The following is a 19,357-nucleotide window of genomic DNA, read 5'->3' on the forward strand; positions in this document are numbered from 1 at the left end:
ACCTTCCGACCACCCCCGCCCCCGATGCCTGATTGTGTTTCAGTCGCCGAGCAGGCGTGTCAAGGCGGGAAAGAGTACCTTGACACGCCTGGTCGGCGACTAAAAGCAGGCTGTGGATCGGGGGCGGGGGAGGTCTGGTTGGGGTAGTCGCTTGCTTTTCGTTGCCGGGTGGCGGTTTCAGGCCTTGTTGAAGCGTTGGTTCCAGCTGTTCGTTGTGGTCAGATCTGGTAGTGCTGCCCGGTATTGGTCCGCGACCCGCTCCGCCTCCTTGCGGAATCGGAGCAGGACCTTCGCGCCTTCGGTCGTCAGCTTCCTCGCCAGTGCCCGGTCCCGCTGCCGAACCTTCACCCCCACCTGCGATGGGTCCGTCACAACCGCCCGGTCGAACAGCGCCACATGCCACCACTCGCTGTCCCGCGCCGGCACCGCCGCCTCACCATGTGACTTTCCCAGCAGGTGCCATGCGATTCGCTTCGCCATCACCAGTCCTGGGCGCGATGGCTCCGGTCCGGATCGGACAGTGCGCGTCTGGCCAACCGACGATACCGGTCGCAACTGCGTCTCCGGGTGTTCCAAGCGCAGCTTCCGCACCGCCGCCACAGCTTGCGCGCCGCCGTCCGACAAGACCTCCGGGCCGCGCAGGAAGTCCTCTATCGCCAGGATGAGCGTCGCGGCCAGGGCGTACCTCATCGACACCAGGTAGCGCGCCAGTTCACCCGCCAGGAAAGCCGCCGTTCCTTGGAAATCGCCGTGCAGGGCGGCCACGATCAAGCCGTTGCGGACGCTGAAGTACCGCGGCCAGTCGTCCCAGTCCTTCCACCAGAAGTCCGCGTGCCAGACCCCCGCGCCGGCCAGGGTGATGCTCGGGTGGCCGGCCGCCCTCGCACGCAAGCCGTACTCGATGTCGTCCCACTGGAAGAACATCGGCAGCGGCAAGCCGGTCGACTCCACCACCTCGGGCGGCACGAGGCACGTCCACCACGCGTTGTACTCGCCGTCCACGTGCAGGTCCAGCTTGTGTTCCCGCAGATCCACGTCCTGGAACGCGCCCGGCACCGGGCGGCCCGCCCGCAGGCGTGGCAGGTCCGCGTACTCGGCCGCCACCTGCAGGCGGTGCGGGTGCAGCAGTTGCAGCATCTGCGAACCGACGATCACCGGGGCCACGGTCAGCTCCGCGAACGCGATCAGGCGCAGCACCGTTTCCGGCTCCAGCACGATGTCGTCGTCCATCAGGACCACGTGCGGACGACGACCGTCGGCGGTGGCCTCGCTCAACCCGCGCGCGAACCCGCCCGCGCCACCGAGGTTCGGCTGCCGCACGTACCGCAGCTTCGCGCCGAGCCCGGCCTGCTCCACGGGCGCCGGATCGCTGCCCTGGTCCACCACGAACACGGCGTCCAGCGCGTCCAGGCACTCGCGGTCCGCGGCGAGCGTCCGCAGGGTGGCGAGGCACTCCTCCGGACGGTTGTGGGTGCACATCGCGACCACCGCGCCGTGACCCCGGCCCGCGCCCGGCACCAGCCACCGGACGTCGTCGATCCGCAGCCGCCGGTTCTCCGTCGCGGCCTCCAGCCACAATCCGCCGCCGTCGGCGAACCGATTCAGCTCGGCCGTCAGTTCGGTGTATTCCGATTCCGCCGAATGGACGCGTGCGGAATCGACCGTGCGTTCCCGGCCGAGGCTGTCGGAAGCCATCAGGAAAATCGTTCCCGAACCACGCGCCCGCACCCGCAGAGTCACCCGCGGCACATCGGTCCACCGCTGCCAGTGACTGGCCGGGAAGCGGCCGAAGTACGTGTTGGTGCTGATCCGCGCGTGTGGCTCCAGCGCGAACGCGGTGCGGCTCGCGGTGGCCGATCCGGCGGCGATCTCCCGGTACAGCTCGGCCGGTTCCCGGTCCCGCGGCGGCGCGAAGAATGTGCGCTGCGCCGTTCGTTCTCCGATCATGGGCGTCACGTCCTCGGCGTCGAGAATGCGACACCCTAACCGATTTCAGGGCAGCGTGTACTCCAAAACGAAGTGGTGGTCCGGCAGGATTTCCCCGCGGCCGCTGATCCCGGTCAGCTCATCGCGGCCGGAGCCGGGCACGATGGTCCACTCGCCGCCGGTCTCCGCACCGAGTGAGGTGGCGTTGTGGGTCAGCAGGAAGCTGCCCTTGCGCCCGTGCAGGCTGCACTCGAACCGCTCGACCCCGACGTAGATCGCGCCCGCCTCGCCACCGGGCGCGGGCTCGACCTGGAGCATGATCGCCTCGACCACGCTCGTGCCCTCCAGGTCGCCGGAGAACTCCTTCAGCCACCGCGTCCTGGCCATCGCCCCGCCGGTCCACTCGCGCGGGGTGCTCTCGCTGTTCTCACTGGTGAAGGTGTTTTCCGCGCGTGTCGTCATGCCCGCACGGTAGGCGGGCGCGGCCGGCCGGTCTTGAAGAAACGCGACTAGGCTCGGGGTGTGGTCGAGCCGGTCGAGCGGGACAGCCGCGGCATCCTGCACCCGAACGCGGGGCTGCGGCGGTTCGAGCTGACCCGGTACCCGCCGTCGCCGGGGGTGGACCGGTTCGTCGACCGGTACTGGCTCGTGTCCTGGGACCTGCCGGACGTGCACGAGCAGCATGTCCTCGTGCACCCGGTGGTCAACGTCGTGTTCGACGAGGGCCCCGGCATGGTCAGCGGAGTGCAGACCCAGCGCTTCACGCGACGGCTGTCCGGGCGCGGCCGGGCGCTGGGCGTGATGTTCCGGCCCGGCGGGTTCCGCCCGTTCCTCGGCAGGTCGATGGCCACGATCACGGACCAGGTCCACCCGGTCGCCGAGGGTTTCCCGGCGCTGCACCCGGTCGAGCCCGCGCTGGCCGAGGCGCTCGCGGGCGACACCGGTGGCGCCGAGATCGCCGCGATGCTCGACGACGCCCTCGCCCCGCTGGTCCCGGACTCGCGCCAGCCGTCGGAGGACACCACGGCCCTCGCCGAACTCGCCGCGCGCGACCGGGACCTGCGACGCGTCGAGGACTTGGCCGCCCGGGGCGGGGTGAGTGTGCGGCAGCTGCAGCGCGCCTTCGCCGACCACATCGGCGTGAGCCCGAAGTGGGTGCTGCGCCGGTACCGCATCTACGACGCCGCCGAACGGGCGGCGCGCGACGAGTCCGTGGACTGGGCCGAGCTGGCGGCCGACCTCGGGTACGCCGACCAGGCCCACCTGACCCGCGAGTTCACCGCGGTGGTCGGTGAACCGCCGGGCCGCTACGCCCGCCGCTCCTGACCGCACCCCGCGCCGGACCTGTTATATTGCAATGAGAACAACGGCATTGCAACATGCGCAACGGAGGCGGGCGTGGACGTGCTGACGGTCGGCGAGACCATGGTCATGGTCACGCCCGAGGCGGGCGGCCGTCTGGTCTCGGACAGCCGCTTCCTGCTGCGGCCCGGCGGCGCGGAGTCGAACGTCGCGGCCCTGCTGGCCCGTCTCGGGCACAAGGCGGCCTGGGCGAGCGCGCTCGGCGTCGACCCGCTCGGCGACCTCGTGCTGGACGACCTCCAGCGGCACGGCGTCGACACGTCGCTGGTCCGCCGCGACGAGCACCGTCCCACCGCGGTCTACTTCAAGGACCCCACCCCGGACGGCACCCGCGTCTACTACTACCGCGCCGGCTCCGCCGCCTCCGCGATCACGACCGCCGACATCGCGCACTGGACGGCCCATCCGGCGCGGCTCGTGCACGTCTCCGGCATCACGGCCGCGCTGTCCGAGCAGGCCCGCGAAGCCACCCGCGCCCTGATCCGCGGCCCTGGCCTGGTCAGCTTCGACGTCAACCACCGCCCGCAGTTGTGGCACGGCGACGCGCACGAGGTCCTGCGGGAACTGGCCCAGGACAGCGACATCGTGTTCGTCGGCCGCGACGAGGCGGAGGCGCTGTGGGGCACGAGCGACGCGGAGAGCGTCCGCGCGTTCCTCGACCGCCCGCGCTACCTGGTGGTCAAGGACGCCGCGATCGAAGCGGTCAGCTTCACCCCGACCGGGGTGCACCGCGTGCCGTCCACGAAGGTCGACGTGGTGGACGCGGTCGGGGCCGGGGACGCGTTCGCGGCCGGGTGGCTCAGCGGCTTCCTCGACGACCGCGACGAGGTGACGCGCCTCCGGCTGGGCCACTACGCCGCCGCCCGGGTGCTCGAATCCCCGTCGGACTTCGCCGAACTGCCCCCGGCCGGCGACATCATCGGGAAACTGGGCTGATGTCGCAGACCGTCGCCCGCGCGATCGACATCGTCGCGTTCGTCTCCCGCCGGCACCGCACCCTCGGCGAGATCGCCGACCACCTCGGTGTCCACAAGTCGACCGCGCTGCGGATCCTGCAGACCCTGGAGGAGGGCGGGTTCGTCCGGCGCGTCCCGGACAACCGCTACGCGATGGGGTTCCAGCTGATCGCCTATGGCCAGCTCGCGCTGGACCAGGTCGAGGCGCGCGCCCTCGCCCGCCCGGTGCTGCAGGAGCTGGGCGAACAGTGCGGGCACACCGTGCACTTCGCGGAACTGGTGGGCGACCGGGTGGTGTACGTGGACAAGATCGACGGCCGCGGCAGCGTCGCGATGGGGTCGCGCATCGGGTTGCCTGCGATTTTGCACACCGCCGGCGTCGCGAAGGCGATCCTGGCGCACCAGCCGGACCGCGAGCGCTGGCTGTCCCTGTGCGACTACCAGCGCTTCACGCCCACCACGGTCGCCGGGCCCGCGGAGCTGTCCGCCGAGCTGGACCGCGTCCGCGAACGCGGCTGGGCTGAGGACGACGGCGAGCACGAGGACTTCCTGAACTGCCTGGCGCTGCCGGTGCGCGACGCGCGGGGCCAGGTGACGCACAGCCTGTCCGTCACCGCGCTCAAAGTCGTCGCGCCGCTGGCCGAACTGCGTGCACATCTCGACGAGTACCGGACCGCCGCCCACCGGATCTCCCGGGCACTGGGCTGGGGAGGAGACGACCATGGATCCCGCTGACTTCTTCGCCGCGCACCTCGGCCGCAACCCCGTGCTGGGCATCTTCCGCGGCCTCGATCCACAGCGGACTGTGGACATGTGCGTGCGTGCCTGGGATTTCGGTGTGGAGCTGGTGGAGATCCCGGTGCAGACGCCGGACGCGATGCCGTCGCTGCGCGCTGCCGTGGCCGCGGCGGCCGAGCGGGGCAAGAGCGTCGGCGCGGGCACGGTGACCACAGTGGACCAGCTGGTCGCGGTGCGCGAGATCGGCGCCGAGTTCACCGTGGCGCCCGGGCTGCACCCGGAGGTCGTGACGGAATCGCACCGGCTCGGCCTGCCGCACCTGCCGGGCGTGGCGACGGCGACCGAGATCGCGAGCGCGCTGGCGCTGGGGAACACGTGGCTGAAAGCGTTTCCCGCGCGGCAGCTGGGCGCCGGTTGGATCACGGCGCAGTTGGCCCCGTTCCCGTCGGTGCGGTTCGTCGCGACCGGCGGTATCGACGCGGGCAACGCGGCGGACTTCCTGGCCGCCGGGTGTCGTGGGGTGGCGGTTGGTTCGGCTCTCGCGGACCCGGACGCGCTGTCCGCGCTGAAGGCGGCTATCGGAGGCTGAGCAGGTCCACCACGTCGGTGAGCTGCTCCTTCTCCGCGAAGGCGCGCCGCTGGCGTTGGGCGCCGTTGCCGTGTTCGTGCACCCACGCCAGCGACTCCACCACGAAGTCGAGGTCGCCGGTCTCGGTGAGGGCGCCGCGGACCCGTTCGACCAGCTGGCTGACCAGCGCCGGGGCCGGGGTGAGGCGTCCGGTCTCCGGGTGCAGGGCCGAGCCGTCCAGGCCGTCGCGCGCCGCGCGCCACAGGTTGGCCCGCAACACCTCCCCGGGCACCGGCGGCGGCGGATCGTCCAGTTCGGACAGTGCGGTGAGCACGAGGCCGCGCACCAGCACCGCGAGGGTGGTCGCCTCGCGGGCCGTCGCCGCGACGTCGCTGATGCGGAACTCCAGCGTCGGGCGCTTCTCCGACAGCCGGATGTCCCAGTAGATCATGCCCCGGTCCAGCATCGCGCCGCATTCGAGCATCGCGGCCACCCGGGACTCGTACTCGTCGAGCGAGGCGAACAACGGCGGCGGTCCCGCGGACGGCCAGCGCGACCACAGCACGTGCCGCCAGCTGCTGTACCGGGTGTCGTTCCCGCTGTCGAACGGCGAGTTCGCGGTGAGCGCGAGCAGCACCGGCAGCCACGGCCGGACGTGGTTGCTGATCCGCACCCCGGTGCCGCGGTCCGGAATCTTCACGTGCACGTGGCAGCCGCACGTGGTGCCGGTGCGCGCGATCATGCCGAAGTGCTCGCCCATCCGCCGGTACCGCGGAGTCGGCGTGAGGGCGGGCGGGTGAGCCTCGGCCAGCGGCGGGGTCGCGCTGGCGATCAGGCGCAGCTGCCGCTTCGCCGCCTCGCCCGCGAGCCGGGAGCGGAAGTGCGTGAGCTGATCGAGGAGTTCGCCCGCGCCCCGGCAGACCTCGCTGGCCAGCTCCACCTGGCTGCGCGCCAGTTCCCGCTGCACGTCGCCGTCGGGGCGGTCGAAGGCTTCGACCACCTCCGGACCGCGGTCCGACAGGTGACCCTGGTCGTCGACGAGCAGGAACTCCTCTTCGACGCCGAACGTCGGTATCTGCTCCACCCTCGCCCTCCTCGTTGGTGGCCGCTGTTTACCCGCTTCCCGGCTCTTCAAGCCCGGCCCCGCCCCGGTTTTGCCATCCCGGCAAAATTTCTTGTCACCTGCGGCCGGTCGCGCGGATAGTCGCGGTCATGGACGAGAAGTACGACGTTGTGGTGGTGGGTGGTGGATCGGCGGGGCTGGCCGGCGCCCTCGCGCTGGCAAGGGCGCGCCGGTCGGTGCTGGTCGTCGACGCGGGCGACCCGCGCAACGCGCGAGCCGGGCACGTGCACAACTACCTGGGCCGGGAGAGTACTCCACCGGCCGAGCTGGTCGCCATCGGTCGCGACGAGGTGACCGGGTACGGCGGCGAGATCGTCACGGGCACGGTCACCGCGGCGGAGCGGACCGCGGACGGTTTCGAGGTGACCCTCGACGACGGCCGCGAGGTCCGCGCGCGCCGGCTGCTCGTGACCACCGGACTGGTCGACGAGCTGCCGGACATCGACGGTGTCGCGGAGCGGTTCGGCCGCGACGTCCTGCACTGCCCGTACTGCCACGGCTGGGAGGCGCGGGATCAGGCGATCGGCGTGATCGGCGGGAACCCGATGGCGGTGCACGCGGCGCTGCTGTGGCGGCAGCTGAGTGCGGACGTGACATTGTTCCGGCACCAGGCGCCCGAGCTGACCGACGAGCAGCGTGAGGAGCTGGCCGCCCGCGGCATCCGGGTGATCGAGGGCGAGGTCGCGGCCGTCGAGGTCGACGACGACCGGTTGACCGGGGTGCGGATGCGGTCCGGCGAGGTCGTGCCGCGGCAGGTGGCCGTGGTCGCGCCCCGGTTCACGGCGCGGGCCGGGCTGCTCACCGCGCTCGGGCTCGAGGTGTCGGAGCAGGTCATGCAGGGGCACGTGATCGGGAGCTACGTCGCCGCGGACCCGACCGGCGCCACCGAGGTGCCGGGCGTGTGGGTCGCGGGGAACGTGGCGAACGTGACGGCGCAGGTGATCGTGTCGGCGTCCGGCGGGCTGACGGCGGGCGCGGCGATCAACGCGGACCTGGTGGCGGAGGACACGCGCGCGGCCGTCGCCGCGCACCGGGCCGGGGTGTTCTCGGCCGAGCGCGAAGTGAGCGAACTCGTCGGAGGGGCACAGCGTCATGGGATCTGAGGAGTACGGCGAGGAGTTCTGGGAGGAGCGGTACCGCTCGCACACGGCGGTCTGGAGTGGACGGCCGAACCCGCAGCTCGTGGCGGAGGCCGGGGACCTGCCGCCGGGCACGGCGCTGGACATCGGCGCGGGCGAGGGAGCCGACAGCTGCTGGCTCGCGGAGCGTGGCTGGCGGGTGACGGCGCTGGACCTGTCGGAAACCGCGCTGCGACGGGGATCCGAGCACGCGGCGGCGGCCGGCGTCGGCGACCGGATCGAGTGGGAGCGGGCCGACGTGCGGACGTGGGACCCGGGCGACCGGCGGTTCGACCTGATCTCGGCGCAGTTCCTGCACCTGCGCAACCCGGAGCTGCGGGAGCTGGTCGGCCGGTTCGCCGGGTGGCTCAACCCGGGCGGCACGGTCCTGCTGGTCCACCACGACGCGCGTGACCTGGACACCACGATGGGGCGGCCGCACGTGCCCGAGCGGTTCAGCAGCGCGGAGGAGGTGGCGAGCTGGCTGCCCGCCGAGTGGACCGTGGAGGTCGCCGAGGCGCGGCCCCGGGAAGCCACGGACCCGGACGGCAAAGCGGTGACGATCTACGACGCGGTGGTGCGGGCTCGTCGTTAGGACGTCGGCTCGCGGGCCGTGGCTGGTGCCGTGCGCGCGAGGCCGGTGAGACGCTCGCTCAAGCCGCGCGGCTGGGCTGGCCTTGGCGCTGGCGCCGCTCGGCTGGGCTGGCCGGGGCGCCCGCGCCGCGTCACTGGGCTGCCGGGGCGGTTTCATCCCCGGCGGCCGGGTCGGCCGCCCGTACCGCCTAACTGGGCTGCTCCGGCACTCGCGGCGCGCAATTTGGGCTGTCGGGCAGTTGTATCGTGCGGCTGGGCTGGTTTTGGCGCTGGCGCCACGCGGCTGGGCTGGCCCGGCGCTCGCGGCGCGCAATTTGGGCTGTTGGGCGGTTGTATCGTGCGGCTGGGCTGGTTTTGGCGCTGTTGCCGCGCGGCTGGGCTGGCTTTGGCGCTGTTGCCGCGCGGCTGGGCTGGTCGGGGCGCCCGCGCCGCGTCACTGGGCTGCCGGGGCGGTTTCATCCCCGGCGGCCGGGTCGGCCGCCTGTGCCGCCTAACTGGGCTGCTCCGGCACTCGCGGCGCGCAATTTGGGCTGTTGGGCGGTTGTATCGTGCGGTTGGGCTGGCTTTGATGCTGGCGCCGCGCGGCTGGGCTGGCCCGGCACTCGCGCCGCGCGATTTGGGCTGTTGGGCGGTTGTATCGTGCGGCTGGGCTGGTTTTGGCGCTGGCGTCGCGCGGCTGGGCTGGCCCGGCACTCACGGCGCGGGATTGGGCTGCTGCGCGGTTCCATCGCCTGGCGGCCTGGCCTGCCCCGAGTGCCGCCTAACTGGGCTGCTCCGGCACTCGCGCTCAACCGCGCTGGGCGGTTGCGTCAGTGGTCAGGGCGCCCGCCTCCCCGTTATTCGGCAACCCACTCCACTCGACCCGGCGCGGCGGGCGGCTGCACGGTCACGGCGCCTCCGGCAGATCCACCGTGACCCGCAACCCGCCCGCCGTCCCCGGGTCCGCCCGCACCGAACCGTCGTGCGCGAGCGCGATCGACCGGACTATCGACAGCCCCAGGCCGGCGCCGTTCGCGTGGGACGTGCGGTCGCCGGTCAGGCGGCGGAACGGCTCGAACAGCCCGGGCAGCGCCTCGGCCGGCACCGGCGGCCCGGTGTTCTCCACGACCAGCGCCCCGTCCACCTCCGTGGTCACCGAACCGCCCGGCGAGTTGTACAGGATCGCGTTGTGTACCAGGTTGGTCACCAGGCGTTCCAGCAGGACCTGTTCGCCCAGCACGGTTTTCGGCCGCAGCGACCGGTGCAGCGTCACGCCGCGCGAGGCCGCGAGCCCGCTCATCGAGTCCAGCACGTGGTCGGCGACCTCGTCGAGCCGCACCGGGCCGCTGCTCGCCAGGCCCTGGTCGCTGCGCGCGAGCACCAGCAGGCCCTCGATGATCCGCTCGCTGCGCTCGTTGGTCACCAGCAGCTGCCTGCCCAGCCGCCGCAGGTCGGGGCTCGCGTCCTCCTCGGCCATCGCGACGTCGACCAGCGTGCGCTGCACGGCCAGCGGCGTGCGCAGCTCGTGCGAGGCGTTCGCGACGAACCGGCGCTGGCTGTCGAACGACGTGGCGAGCCGGTCGAGCATGGTGTCGAAGGTGTCGGCGAGCTCCTTCAGCTCGCCGGGCGGGCCGTCCAGGTTGATCCGCCGGTCCAGGTTGCCCGCCTCGAGTCGCCGCGCGGTCGCGGTGATCGCGTGCACCGGCTGCAGCACCCGCCCGGCCATCAGCCATCCGAGCAGCACGGCCAGCGCCCCGGTCAGCAGCAACGCGAAGCCGGACACCACGATCAGCGTCTGCACCGCCGAATCCCGGTACTCCGAAATGGACTGAGCCACGTCCGGGCCGCTCACGTGCAGCGGCCCGGACCCGGCCACCGGGGTGTTCTCACTGCTGGTGAACGTGGACGCCTCCGGCAGGTACCGTGCCACCAGCACGTAGTTGACCAGCAACAGGATCGCCCCGGCGAGCAGGAACAGCGCGCCGAACATCAGCGAGAAGCGGGTGCGCAGCGACAGGTTCCGCATCAGCCGATCCGGTAACCGGCGCCGGGCACCGTCTCGATCACCGGCGGGTCGCCGAGCTTGCGCCGCAGGGTGCCGATCGCGACGCGGACGGCGTTGGTGAACGGATCGGCGTGCTCGTCCCATGCCTTCTCCAGCAGGTCCTCGACGCTGACCACGGCGCCCTCCGCCCGCATCAGCACTTCCAGTACCGCGAACTCCTTGCGGGACAACGACAGGTGCCGCCCGTCCCGCGAAGCCTGGTGCCGGGGCAGGTCCAGCACCACACCCGCGCGCGACAGCACCGGCGGCAGCGCGGGCCGGGCCCGCCGGGCGAGCGCCCGCAGCCGCGCGACCAGCTCGCCGAACGCGAACGGTTTGGTCAGGTAGTCGTCGGCGCCGGTGTCCAGCCCGCTGATCCGGTCGTCGATCCCGGCGGCCGCGGTGAGCATCAGCACCCGCGCCTCACCGCCGTCGTCCAGCAGCGCCCGGCACACCTCGTCGCCCGGCGTGCCCGGCAGGTCGCGGTCCAGCACCACGACGTCGTAGTCGTGCACGCCGACGCGTTCCATCGCGGCATCGCCGTCGTAGCAGACGTCCACGGCCATGGACAACCGCCGCAGCCCGTCGGCGATCGTGTCCGCCAGCAGCCGCTCGTCCTCCACGACGAGTACTCGCATCCCGTCCCCTTCCCACGGCCAGTCTGCCCGCGCCGGGGTAAGCGGGGGATAAGCGAATTCGCTTAACGCCGCCAGCGCGCCCGTTCGCTAGACCTGTGGCTCCGACAGAGGAGGAGAGCGATGCGAGTTCGACTGGTGCTGGCGGCCGCAGGCCTGCTGGCGGTGCTGACCGCGTGTGATTCGGACGGAGGCGGCAGCGGGGTGGCGTCCCTGTCGTCGCCGGCTTCGACGACGAAGGCCGCGGCCGCGGGAACCGAGGAGGACCAGGCCCGGGCGTACGCCAAGTGCATGCGGGAACACGGCGTCGACATGCCGGACCCGAAGGCCGGCGACGGCGGCGGCATCGGCATCACCATCCCGGAGGGCGTCGACCGGCAGAAGGCCGAGGAAGCCACCGAGGCGTGCAAGGACCTGCTGCCGAACGGGGGCGCGCCGAAGGCGGTCAGTCCCGAGGACCTGGACAGGCAGCGCCAGATGGCCAAGTGCCTGCGGGACCACGGCCTGGACGTGCCGGACCCGACGGCCGACGAGCCCGGCATCCGGATCCAGGGCAGTGGCCCGGACGACCCCAGGATGACCGCGGCGATGGAGGCGTGCCAGCAGTACTCGCCGCCGGGCGCGGAGACGCAGAACAACGAGGAGGGTGGACGGTGAGCACCGGGCCGCAGCAGGTGCGCCGCCGTCGCCGCCTGCGCTGGATCGGCGCGGGCGCGGTGGCCGTGGCGTTGCTCGGGGCCGGCACGGCGGTGATCCTGGCGCGGGCCGGCGCGAGCCCGGCGACGGCGTTGCCGGAGGGGCCGGCCGCACCGGCGACCGCCGAGGTCGTGCGCACCGACCTGGCCGCGCAGGAAACCGAGGACGGCACCCTCGGCTACGGCGCCGAGCGGTCGCTGACCGGCAAGCTGCCTGGCACGATCACCGGCCTGCCCGCGGCGAACGACGTCATCGAGCGCGGGGAGGCGGTGTACACAGTGGACGCGAAACCGGTGCCGCTGTTGTACGGGAGCATCCCGTTGTACCGGGAACTGGCGGCGGGCATAACGAAGGGCCCTGACGTGCAGGTGCTGGAGGAGAACCTGCGCGCGCTCGGCTACACCGGGTTCGGCACGCCCGACACGACCTTCACCGACGCGACCGCGACGGCGCTGAAGCGGTGGCAGAAGGCGCTGGGGCTGGAGCAGACCGGACGGCTGTCGCCGGACGCGGTCGTGGTGCGGCCCGGCTCGGTGCGCGTCGCGTCGGTGACCGCGCAGATCGGTGACCCCGCCGGCGGCGAGATCGCGAAGCTGACCGGGACCCAGCGGGTGGTGACCGTGCAGCTCGTGGTCAGCAAGCGCGGCATCGCCAAGCAGGGCGACAAGGTGGAACTGAACATCACCGGAGGCGGCGCGACCCGGGGCACCGTCAGCTCGGTGGGCAGCACCGCCACGCCCGGCGAGGAGGGCGAGGAGGCGACCATCGACGTCGTCGTGACGCTCGATGACCCCGCCGCGGCCGGGCAACTCGACTCGGCGCCGGTGGACGTCACGTTCACGACCGGCAGCCGTCCGGCCGTGCTGGCGGTGCCGGTGGGCGCGCTGGTCGCGCTCGCCGAGGGCGGGCTGGCGGTGGAGGTCGTGGAGGGCGACGGCACCCGGCTGGTGGCCGTCCAAACGGGACTGTTCGCGCGGGGGTTGGTCGAGGTGCGCGGGGATCTGCGCGAGGGTCAGCGGGTGGTGACGACGTCGTGACGGTGCTCGAACTGGCCGATGTCGGCAAGACCTACCCCGGCGAGGTGCGGGCTCTGCGGGGCGTGTCGCTGCGGGTGTGCGATGGTGAGATGCTCGCGATCGTCGGGCCGTCCGGTTCCGGGAAGTCCACGTTGCTGCAGCTGATGGGCACGCTCGACCGGCCGAGCTCCGGCACCGTCGCGGTGCGCGGGCATGACGTGGCGGCCCTGCCGGACCGTCAGCTCTCGGCCCTGCGGGCGGCGTGGATCGGGTTCGTGTTCCAGCGGTTCTTCCTCACCGAGGGGCTGACCGCGCTGGACAACGTCGCGAGCGGGCTCGCCTACGCGGGCGTGCCGCGACGGCGGAGGGCCGGACTGGCGAGGGACGCGCTGGAGCGGGTGGGGCTCGCGCACCGGGCGGCGCACCTGCCGGGCGAGCTGTCCGGCGGCGAGCGCCAGCGGGTCGCGATCGCCCGCGCCGTGGTGACCCGGCCGCCGATCCTCCTCGCCGACGAGCCGACCGGGAACCTCGACACCACCACGGGCGACGGGATCCTCGCGCTGCTCGGCGAACTGAACGCCGCCGGCACGACGGTCGTGGTCATCACCCACTCGGCCGAGATCGCCGGCGGCATGCCCCGGCGGGTGGAGGTTCGTGACGGCGAGTTGCGCTCGGACAGCGGGGTGGTGGCATGACCACGCGCACCCTCGTCCCGGCGCCGGCGCCGCTGCCCAGGCCGACGCGGCTCGGTCCGGGGAATGTGTTGTCGGCGCTCGGGATCGTTGCTGGAGTGCTCTGGCGGCGGGTCGGCTGCGGGGTGGTGGCATGACCACGCGCACCCTCGTCCCGGGGCCGGCGCCGTTGCCCAGGCCGACGCGTCTCGGCCCGGGGGACGTGCTCGGTCACGGTCTGCACGGCGTGCGCACCAGGCCGTTGCGGGCCGTCCTCTCCGCGCTCGGCATCGCTATCGGCATCGCCGCGATCGTGGCAGTGGTCAGCATCCCGGCGTCCAGTTCCCGCGCGTTGCAGGAACAGCTCGCCGCGCTCGGCACCAACCTCCTGCACGCCGAACCGGGCCAGCGGATGCTCGGCGGCGGCGAGGCCGAACTGCCCACCAGCTCCGTCGCCCTCGTGCGGCGCATCGGACCGGTCACCGCCGCCGCCGTCACCGGGCGCACGTCGGCGACCGTCCGCCGGACCGGCTACGTCGACGCCGACGAAACCTCCGGGCTCAGCCTGCTGGCGGCCACGCCCGAACTCCTGCAAGTCCTCAATGGACATCTGCACGCCGGTTCGTTCCTCGACGCGGCGAACTCGCGATTCCCCGTCGTGGTGCTGGGCTCGGTCGCCGCGACGCGGCTCGGGGTTCGGGAACCCGGGCGTCAGGTGTGGATCGACGGTCAGTGGTTCACCGTCGCCGGCGTCCTCGACGCGATGCCGCTCGCGCCGGAGATCGAACGGTCGGTGCTCGTCGGCTGGGAGGTGGCGCAGGCGCGCCTCGGGTTCGGCGGCCATCCGACGACCGTGTACGTGCGGGCGGAGGAGTCCGCGGTGGAGGACGTGCGGTCGGTTCTGGCGGCCACGCTGAGTCCGCAGCGGCCGGGCGAGGTGGAGGTGACGCGGCCGTCGGAGGCGCTGGTGGCGAAACGGCTGTCCGAGTCGTCGTTCAGCGCGTTGTTCCTCGCACTGGGCGGGGTCGCGTTGCTGGTCGGCGGGGTCGGCGTGGCGAACACGATGGTGATCTCGGTGCTGGAACGGCGGCGCGAGATCGGGCTGCGGCGGGCCCTGGGCGCGACGCAGCGGCAGGTGCGGGGCCAGTTCCTCGCCGAATCGGTCCTGTTGTCCCTGCTCGGCGGGGTGGTGGGGGTGCTGGCCGGGGTCGGCGTGACCGCCGGGTACGCGCTCACCCAGGACTGGCCCGCGGTGCTGCCGCCGCTCGCGTTGTTCGGCGGGGCCGGGGTGGCGGCGCTGGTCGGCGCGATCGCGGGCGCGTACCCGGCGATGCGCGCCGCCCGGCTCACGCCGACCGAAGCACTGGCGTGATCAGCCCCGGTAGGCCTGCGACAGGCGCGCGTAGGCCACGACGTTGTCCGCGTAGTTGCGGGTCGAGCGGTCGAACGCGCCACCGCAGGTGATCATGCGCAGCTCCGGGCCGGCGGTGTCGCCGTAGACGTCGTCGGTCGGGAACTGCGACTTCGGGTACCGCTCGACGCGGTAGACGGTGAACACGGCGGTGGTCCCGTCGGCCCGGTGCACGATCGCCTGGTCGCCCGGCTTGGTGTCCTTGAGGCGGTTGAAGGTGCCGGGCACGTGGTTGTAGTCGACGTGCGCGGCGAGTACCGCGGGCCCGGTTTCGCCGGGGGACGGGCTGCCGGTGAACCAGCCGGTGGTGACGGCGTCCCCGGGGACTTCGAGCGCGCCGTCGTCGGCCAGGCCGAGGTCGATGATCGGGCCGGTGCTGACGCCGATCGACGGGACCTCCAGCTTGACCGGCCGGGAGTGCGGCAGGGGCCCGTCGACCGGGGCGGCGGTGGTGGTGGTGGAGACCGGCGCCGGCGGCGTCGAAGTCGGGGGCGCGGCCGGCGCGGGCTGCGGCTCACTGGGGGAGCCGCAGGCGGTGAGGGTGGCGCCGATGGCCGCGATCGCGAGCCATCGGCGCCATCGGGCGGTGGTCATCGGCCGGCGCGCCGCCGCAGGAGCAGCACGGTGCCGGCGCTGCCGCCGACGAGGACGAGCGCCCCGACCGCGACCGCCGGGCCGGCGTCGGTGCCCTGGTCGCCGCCGCCGGTGTCCACGCCACCGACCGGCTTGACCTTCACCTGCGAGCCGCCGGTGGAGTTCTTCTCACCGAACTTGGTCTCGCACGCGATGCCGTCGTGGTCGGCGTCCAGGCGGTGCGGGTCGCTGCGGTCGGCGTCGAGGACGGCCTGGGCCTGCGCCTGGGTCGCGAAGTCGGCGCAGTCGAGGTCCGCGGTGGTCGTCTCGGGCGGAGCCGTGACGGGCGGCGCCTGGGTGGCAGGGCTGCTGCTCGGGGTGGACGGCTGCCCCGACGGCTTGTGCGGCAGGCTTTCGCACGCGACGCCGTCGTTGTCGTTGCCATCCAGCCCGTGCGGATCGGAGGGATCCTGGTCGAGAATGGCCTGCGCGTCTTCCTGGTAGGTGAAGTCGTCGCAGTTGTAAATGTCGGTCGGCTGCGCGAAAACCGCAGGTGCCGGGCCGAGCAGTGCGATTCCCGCGACGGCTGCCGTGCCGAGAACGCGACTGATCATGCGCATGGGGACGTCCTTTTCCGAAGAAACGATCTCGGGGCGATTCAGCCGCTTTGTCGTTCCGGAATGGACGAACGTTACGCAGGCAATTCCGGAAATTGTTTTCCCGATAATGTCGGTATTCGGACGTTGTTCACTGTACAACACGGCCGGAGATCTGTGCCATCACGCTGGAGTCGGCCAGCGTGGTCACGTCGCCGATTTCGCGGTTCTCCGCGACGTCCCGCAGCAGCCGGCGCATGATCTTGCCCGACCGGGTCTTCGGCAGTTCGGGCACGACCATGATCTGCCGCGGCTTGGCGATGGGCCCGATCTCCCGCGCCACGTGCTCCCGCAGCTCCTGCACCGACACCTCGGCGACACCACGCGGGATCACGAACGCCACGATCCCCTGCCCGGTCGTCGGGTCGGCCGCGCCCACCACCGCGGCCTCCGCGACCGCCGGGTGGGACACCAGCGCCGACTCCACCTCGGCCGTGGAGATGCGGTGCCCGGACACGTTCATGACGTCGTCCACCCGCCCCAGCAACCAGATGTCGCCATCCTCGTCGTACCGCGCGCCGTCGCCCGCGAAGTACGCGCCCGCGAACCGCGACCAGTACGTTTCCCGGAACCGGGCGTCGTCGCCCCACACGCCGCGCAGCATCGACGGCCACGGGCGGTCCAGCACCAGGTAACCGCTCTCTCCCGGCGCGACCTCCTTGCCCGCGTCGTCCACCACCACCGCGGAAATCCCGGGCACCGGGGTCTGCGCGGAACCCGGCTTGAACTCCGCGGCACCGGGCGACGGGGCGATCATGATGGCCCCGGTTTCGGTCTGCCACCACGTGTCCACGATCGGCGCCTTGCCCGCGCCGATGTGCTCGCGGTACCACCGCCACGCCTCCGGGTTGATCGGCTCGCCCACCGATCCCAGCACCCGCAACGAAGACAGGTCGTAGCGCGCCGGGATGTCCTCGCCCCACTTCATGAACGTGCGGATCAACGTGGGCGCGGTGTAGTAGATCGACACTCCGTACCGCTGGACGATCTCCCAGTGCCGTCCCTCGTGCGGCGTGTTCGGCGTGCCCTCGTAGACCACCTGCGTCGCGCGGTTCGCCAGCGGCCCGTACACGATGTAGGAGTGCCCGGTGATCCACCCGATGTCCGCGGTGCACCAGTAGACGTCCTCGCCCGGCCGGTGGTCGAACACCGCGGCGTGCGTGTAGGCCACCTGGGTGAGGTAGCCGCCCGAGGTGTGCAGGATCCCCTTCGGCTTCCCCGTCGTCCCGCTCGTGTACAGGATGAACAGCGGGTGCTCGGAGTCGAACGCCTCGGCGGTGTGCGCGGCCGGCTGCGGGTCGACCAGCTCGTGCCACCACACGTCCCGCTCGCCCATCGACACCGGCGTCCCGGTGCGCCGCACCACGACCACCTTCTCCACCGCCGACCCGGCCAGCGCCTCGTCCACACCGGCCTTCACCGGCACGGCCTTGCCCCGCCGGTACTGCCCGTCGGCGGTGATCACGACCTTCGCCTCGGCGTCGTCGACCCGCGACCGCAGCGCCGACGGCGAAAACCCGCCGAACACCACCGAATGCGGCGCCCCCAGCCGCGCGCAGGCCAGCATCGCCACGATCGCCTCGGGGATCATCGGCAGCTGGATCGCGACCCGGTCACCGGCCCGCACCCCGAGCGAGGCCAGCGCGTTCGCCGCCCGGCACACCTCGTCCCGCAACTGCGCGTAAGTGATGTCCCGCGTGTCACCGGGCTCGCCGACCCAGTGGATCGCCACCTGGTCCCCGAAACCGGCCTCGACGTGCCGGTCCACGCAGTTGCGGGCCACGTTCAGCCTGCCGCCGGTGAACCACTTCGCGTACGGCGCGCCGGAGTTGTCCAGAACCTCCGACCACCGCACGTCCCAGTGCAACCGTTGCGCCTGCTCAGCCCAGAAGTCCATGCCGCGGAGCCTGACCGCCCAACGTTGGCGCGACGTTGGAACCCTCCGTGCGGGTAGGTGCGCCCGCGACGATCGTCAGGCATCATGGAGCACCATCGCGCCGGAAGCACGAGGACGACGAGGTCGCGGAAATGGCAGAGCGTAGTGCGCTCCACCAGCGCCGCGCGGCCCTGGAACGGGAATGGGCCCGCTGGGTGCCGGCTCAGGCACGCCCGGAAACCCTGGAACTGCGCAGCGAAGTGGCCGAATCCTGGGCACGTTCGCTGTCCATCGTGGATCCGTCACGGGACAGCGCGCCCGCGGCCGGTGACGAGGTGCGGTCCCGCTGGCGCGAGTCGCCGCTGCGGGCCCCGGTCACCGAACTGGCCGACGAGCTGCGCAGCATCGCCGACGACGCCGGGTTCGTCGCCGCTGTCACCGACGAGTCCGGCACGATCCTGTGGACGTGCGGCGGACGGGTCATGCGGCGGCGGGCGGAGCGCGTGAACTTCGCGCCCGGCGGCCGCTGGGACGAGCCGGACATGGGCACCAACGCCCTGTCGCTGGCGTTGCGCACCGGCCGCCCGAGCAGCGTCTTCTCCGCCGAGCACCTGGTCGCGGCCCTGCACGGCTGGGTCTGCTACTGCGCCCCGATCCGCGACCCGCGCGGCCGCCACCTCGGCGTCCTGGACCTGTCCACCACCTGGGACCGGTCGCACCCGCTGGCCATGTCGACGGTCCGCACGCTCGTCACCGCGATCGAATCGCGGCTGCACGTCAGCGCGCCCGCGGCCCCGGGCATCCGGCTGTCCTGCCTGGGCTCCGGCAGCGCCACCTTCGACGGCATACCGCTGCGGTTGTCGCCGCGGCAGCTGGAGGTGCTCACCCTGCTCGCGCTCGAACCCGGCGGCTTCTCGCCCGACGGGCTGCGCGAAGCGCTGTACGGGGACCTGCCCGTCACCAGCACGACCCTGCGCGCCGAGGCCTCCCACCTGCGGCGCATGCTCGGCGGCGCGCTGGCGAACCGCCGCTACGCCCTGACCGCGCCGATCGACTGCGACGCCGTCGAGGTGCTGACCGCGCTCAAGGCCGGGGACACCGCCACGGCCGTGCGCCGCTACACCGGGCCGTTGCTGCCCGCGTCCGAGGCGCCCGGCATCACCCGGTGGCGGGACCACCTGGAGGTCGCCGTGCGGGAGGCGGTGCTGGCCTCGCGCGAGCCCGACTTGGCCCTGACCTACGGCGAGCGGCACCCGTTCGACCTGCAGGTCCACGAGCACGCGCACCGCCTGCTGGCCCCCGGCGACGGGCGGCGCGGCATCGCGGCGGCCCGCCTCCACGAGGCCCTGCGCGATTAGGCTTTGCAATGTGGCGGAGCCGCTTCCGCCACGTTCGCAGCTTGCACCGCCGCGGGT

19 protein-coding genes are annotated in these 19,357 nt (G+C 72.5%); 11 read left to right on the plus strand and 8 right to left on the minus strand.

What is annotated here, in order from left to right; genetic code table 11:
* Window positions 1-177: 177 nt before the first annotated feature.
* Together L2C96_RS41280 and L2C96_RS41285 are read right to left on the minus strand one after the other, a co-directional pair.
* On the minus strand, window positions 178-1,947 hold the full coding sequence (locus L2C96_RS41280) for a glycosyltransferase (protein WP_237339965.1): 1,770 nt from the start codon (window positions 1,945-1,947) through the stop codon (window positions 178-180).
* Between the two features lie 45 nt (window positions 1,948-1,992).
* Window positions 1,993-2,388, minus strand: a complete 396-nt coding sequence (locus L2C96_RS41285; protein WP_237339966.1) for a DUF3224 domain-containing protein — start codon at window positions 2,386-2,388, stop codon at window positions 1,993-1,995.
* 60 nt (window positions 2,389-2,448) lie between these two features.
* On the opposite strand from L2C96_RS41285, the gene L2C96_RS41290 reads away from it, so the two are divergent.
* The 4 genes from L2C96_RS41290 to L2C96_RS41305 all read left to right on the plus strand — a co-directional run bounded on the left by L2C96_RS41290 (window position 2,449) and on the right by L2C96_RS41305 (window position 5,571).
* The gene (locus tag L2C96_RS41290; protein ID WP_237339967.1) at window positions 2,449-3,252 is read left to right on the plus strand and encodes a helix-turn-helix domain-containing protein; all 804 of its coding nucleotides are present in this window, start codon (window positions 2,449-2,451) and stop codon (window positions 3,250-3,252) included.
* A 72-nt stretch (window positions 3,253-3,324) separates the two neighbouring features.
* Window positions 3,325-4,224 carry a sugar kinase gene (locus L2C96_RS41295; protein ID WP_237339968.1) on the plus strand — a complete coding sequence of 300 codons (900 nt, stop codon included), beginning with the start codon at window positions 3,325-3,327 and terminating at the stop codon, window positions 4,222-4,224.
* Entirely contained in the window at window positions 4,224-4,979 is a 756-nt protein-coding gene (locus L2C96_RS41300; protein ID WP_020422963.1) for an IclR family transcriptional regulator, read from the plus strand. Before L2C96_RS41295 ends, L2C96_RS41300 begins: the two co-directional genes overlap by 1 nt.
* Window positions 4,966-5,571, plus strand: coding sequence for a bifunctional 4-hydroxy-2-oxoglutarate aldolase/2-dehydro-3-deoxy-phosphogluconate aldolase (locus L2C96_RS41305; RefSeq protein WP_020422962.1), 606 nt, complete (start codon window positions 4,966-4,968; stop codon window positions 5,569-5,571). The genes L2C96_RS41300 and L2C96_RS41305 overlap by 14 nt, the downstream gene beginning before the upstream one ends.
* On the opposite strand, the gene L2C96_RS41310 is transcribed toward L2C96_RS41305, so the two are convergent.
* Window positions 5,558-6,634 (minus strand): carboxylate-amine ligase, encoded by a 1,077-nt coding sequence (locus L2C96_RS41310; RefSeq protein ID WP_020422961.1) that lies wholly within the window; start codon window positions 6,632-6,634, stop codon window positions 5,558-5,560. The two genes, L2C96_RS41305 and L2C96_RS41310, sit on opposite strands and share 14 nt — an antisense overlap.
* A gap of 128 nt (window positions 6,635-6,762) precedes the next feature.
* Between L2C96_RS41310 and L2C96_RS41315 the strand changes: the two genes are divergently transcribed.
* Both L2C96_RS41315 and L2C96_RS41320 read left to right on the plus strand, forming a co-directional pair.
* A complete protein-coding gene (locus L2C96_RS41315) occupies window positions 6,763-7,776 on the plus strand; it encodes an NAD(P)/FAD-dependent oxidoreductase (RefSeq protein WP_237339969.1) in 1,014 nt (337 codons plus the stop codon).
* Window positions 7,766-8,386 carry an SAM-dependent methyltransferase gene (locus L2C96_RS41320; RefSeq protein WP_237339970.1) on the plus strand — a complete coding sequence of 207 codons (621 nt, stop codon included), beginning with the start codon at window positions 7,766-7,768 and terminating at the stop codon, window positions 8,384-8,386. The genes L2C96_RS41315 and L2C96_RS41320 overlap by 11 nt, the downstream gene beginning before the upstream one ends.
* An 885-nt stretch (window positions 8,387-9,271) precedes the next feature.
* On the opposite strand, the gene L2C96_RS41325 is transcribed toward L2C96_RS41320, so the two are convergent.
* A complete protein-coding gene (locus L2C96_RS41325) occupies window positions 9,272-10,390 on the minus strand; it encodes a sensor histidine kinase (RefSeq protein ID WP_237339971.1) in 1,119 nt (372 codons plus the stop codon).
* Window positions 10,390-11,046, minus strand: coding sequence for a response regulator transcription factor (locus tag L2C96_RS41330; protein WP_027936202.1), 657 nt, complete (start codon window positions 11,044-11,046; stop codon window positions 10,390-10,392). The genes L2C96_RS41325 and L2C96_RS41330 overlap by 1 nt, the downstream gene beginning before the upstream one ends.
* 120 nt (window positions 11,047-11,166) lie before the next feature.
* Between L2C96_RS41330 and L2C96_RS41335 the strand changes: the two genes are divergently transcribed.
* The 4 genes from L2C96_RS41335 to L2C96_RS41350 all read left to right on the plus strand — a co-directional run bounded on the left by L2C96_RS41335 (window position 11,167) and on the right by L2C96_RS41350 (window position 14,798).
* Window positions 11,167-11,700 (plus strand): hypothetical protein, encoded by a 534-nt coding sequence (locus L2C96_RS41335; protein WP_237339972.1) that lies wholly within the window; start codon window positions 11,167-11,169, stop codon window positions 11,698-11,700.
* Complete coding sequence (locus L2C96_RS41340; RefSeq protein ID WP_237339973.1) at window positions 11,697-12,776, plus strand: peptidoglycan-binding protein; 1,080 nt, start codon at window positions 11,697-11,699, stop codon at window positions 12,774-12,776. Before L2C96_RS41335 ends, L2C96_RS41340 begins: the two co-directional genes overlap by 4 nt.
* Window positions 12,773-13,450 (plus strand): ABC transporter ATP-binding protein, encoded by a 678-nt coding sequence (locus L2C96_RS41345; protein WP_237339974.1) that lies wholly within the window; start codon window positions 12,773-12,775, stop codon window positions 13,448-13,450. Before L2C96_RS41340 ends, L2C96_RS41345 begins: the two co-directional genes overlap by 4 nt.
* Before the next feature lie 130 nt (window positions 13,451-13,580).
* On the plus strand, window positions 13,581-14,798 hold the full coding sequence (locus tag L2C96_RS41350) for an ABC transporter permease (RefSeq protein ID WP_237339975.1): 1,218 nt from the start codon (window positions 13,581-13,583) through the stop codon (window positions 14,796-14,798).
* Here the strand turns inward: L2C96_RS41350 and L2C96_RS41355 are convergent, their stop codons facing one another.
* The 3 genes from L2C96_RS41355 to acs are packed head-to-tail and all read right to left on the minus strand — an operon-like array spanning window position 14,799 to window position 17,963.
* Window positions 14,799-15,431, minus strand: coding sequence for a class F sortase (locus tag L2C96_RS41355; RefSeq protein WP_237339976.1), 633 nt, complete (start codon window positions 15,429-15,431; stop codon window positions 14,799-14,801).
* A complete protein-coding gene (locus tag L2C96_RS41360) occupies window positions 15,428-16,171 on the minus strand; it encodes an excalibur calcium-binding domain-containing protein (protein WP_237339977.1) in 744 nt (247 codons plus the stop codon). Before L2C96_RS41360 ends, L2C96_RS41355 begins: the two co-directional genes overlap by 4 nt.
* Window positions 16,158-17,963: an acetate--CoA ligase gene (gene acs / locus L2C96_RS41365; RefSeq protein ID WP_237339978.1), complete on the minus strand. Its 1,806-nt coding sequence runs from the start codon at window positions 17,961-17,963 to the stop codon at window positions 16,158-16,160. Before acs ends, L2C96_RS41360 begins: the two co-directional genes overlap by 14 nt.
* Before the next feature lie 131 nt (window positions 17,964-18,094).
* Here acs and L2C96_RS41370 point away from each other — a divergent pair, with 131 nt between their 5' ends.
* Window positions 18,095-19,300, plus strand: coding sequence for a helix-turn-helix domain-containing protein (locus L2C96_RS41370; RefSeq protein WP_237339979.1), 1,206 nt, complete (start codon window positions 18,095-18,097; stop codon window positions 19,298-19,300).
* The last annotated feature ends 57 nt before the right edge of the window (window positions 19,301-19,357 follow it).

Source organism: Amycolatopsis tucumanensis (assembly GCF_021654135.1).
Taxonomy (GTDB): domain Bacteria; phylum Actinomycetota; class Actinomycetes; order Mycobacteriales; family Pseudonocardiaceae; genus Amycolatopsis_E; species Amycolatopsis_E tucumanensis.

Bases quoted from the DNA above. Each gene is read 5' to 3' on its own strand.
- L2C96_RS41280 (WP_237339965.1), bottom strand. From the start codon at position 1,947: ATGATCGGAGAACGAACGGCGCAGCGCACATTCTTCGCGCCGCCGCGG.
- L2C96_RS41285 (WP_237339966.1), bottom strand. From the start codon at position 2,388: ATGACGACACGCGCGGAAAACACCTTCACCAGTGAGAACAGCGAGAGC.
- L2C96_RS41300 (WP_020422963.1), top strand. From the start codon at position 4,224: ATGTCGCAGACCGTCGCCCGCGCGATCGACATCGTCGCGTTCGTCTCC.
- L2C96_RS41305 (WP_020422962.1), top strand. From the start codon at position 4,966: ATGGATCCCGCTGACTTCTTCGCCGCGCACCTCGGCCGCAACCCCGTG.
- L2C96_RS41315 (WP_237339969.1), top strand. From the start codon at position 6,763: ATGGACGAGAAGTACGACGTTGTGGTGGTGGGTGGTGGATCGGCGGGG.
- L2C96_RS41320 (WP_237339970.1), top strand. From the start codon at position 7,766: ATGGGATCTGAGGAGTACGGCGAGGAGTTCTGGGAGGAGCGGTACCGC.
- L2C96_RS41325 (WP_237339971.1), bottom strand. From the start codon at position 10,390: ATGCGGAACCTGTCGCTGCGCACCCGCTTCTCGCTGATGTTCGGCGCG.
- L2C96_RS41330 (WP_027936202.1), bottom strand. From the start codon at position 11,046: ATGCGAGTACTCGTCGTGGAGGACGAGCGGCTGCTGGCGGACACGATC.
- L2C96_RS41335 (WP_237339972.1), top strand. From the start codon at position 11,167: ATGCGAGTTCGACTGGTGCTGGCGGCCGCAGGCCTGCTGGCGGTGCTG.
- L2C96_RS41350 (WP_237339975.1), top strand. From the start codon at position 13,581: ATGACCACGCGCACCCTCGTCCCGGGGCCGGCGCCGTTGCCCAGGCCG.
- L2C96_RS41355 (WP_237339976.1), bottom strand. From the start codon at position 15,431: ATGACCACCGCCCGATGGCGCCGATGGCTCGCGATCGCGGCCATCGGC.
- acs (WP_237339978.1), bottom strand. From the start codon at position 17,963: ATGGACTTCTGGGCTGAGCAGGCGCAACGGTTGCACTGGGACGTGCGG.
- L2C96_RS41370 (WP_237339979.1), top strand. From the start codon at position 18,095: ATGGCAGAGCGTAGTGCGCTCCACCAGCGCCGCGCGGCCCTGGAACGG.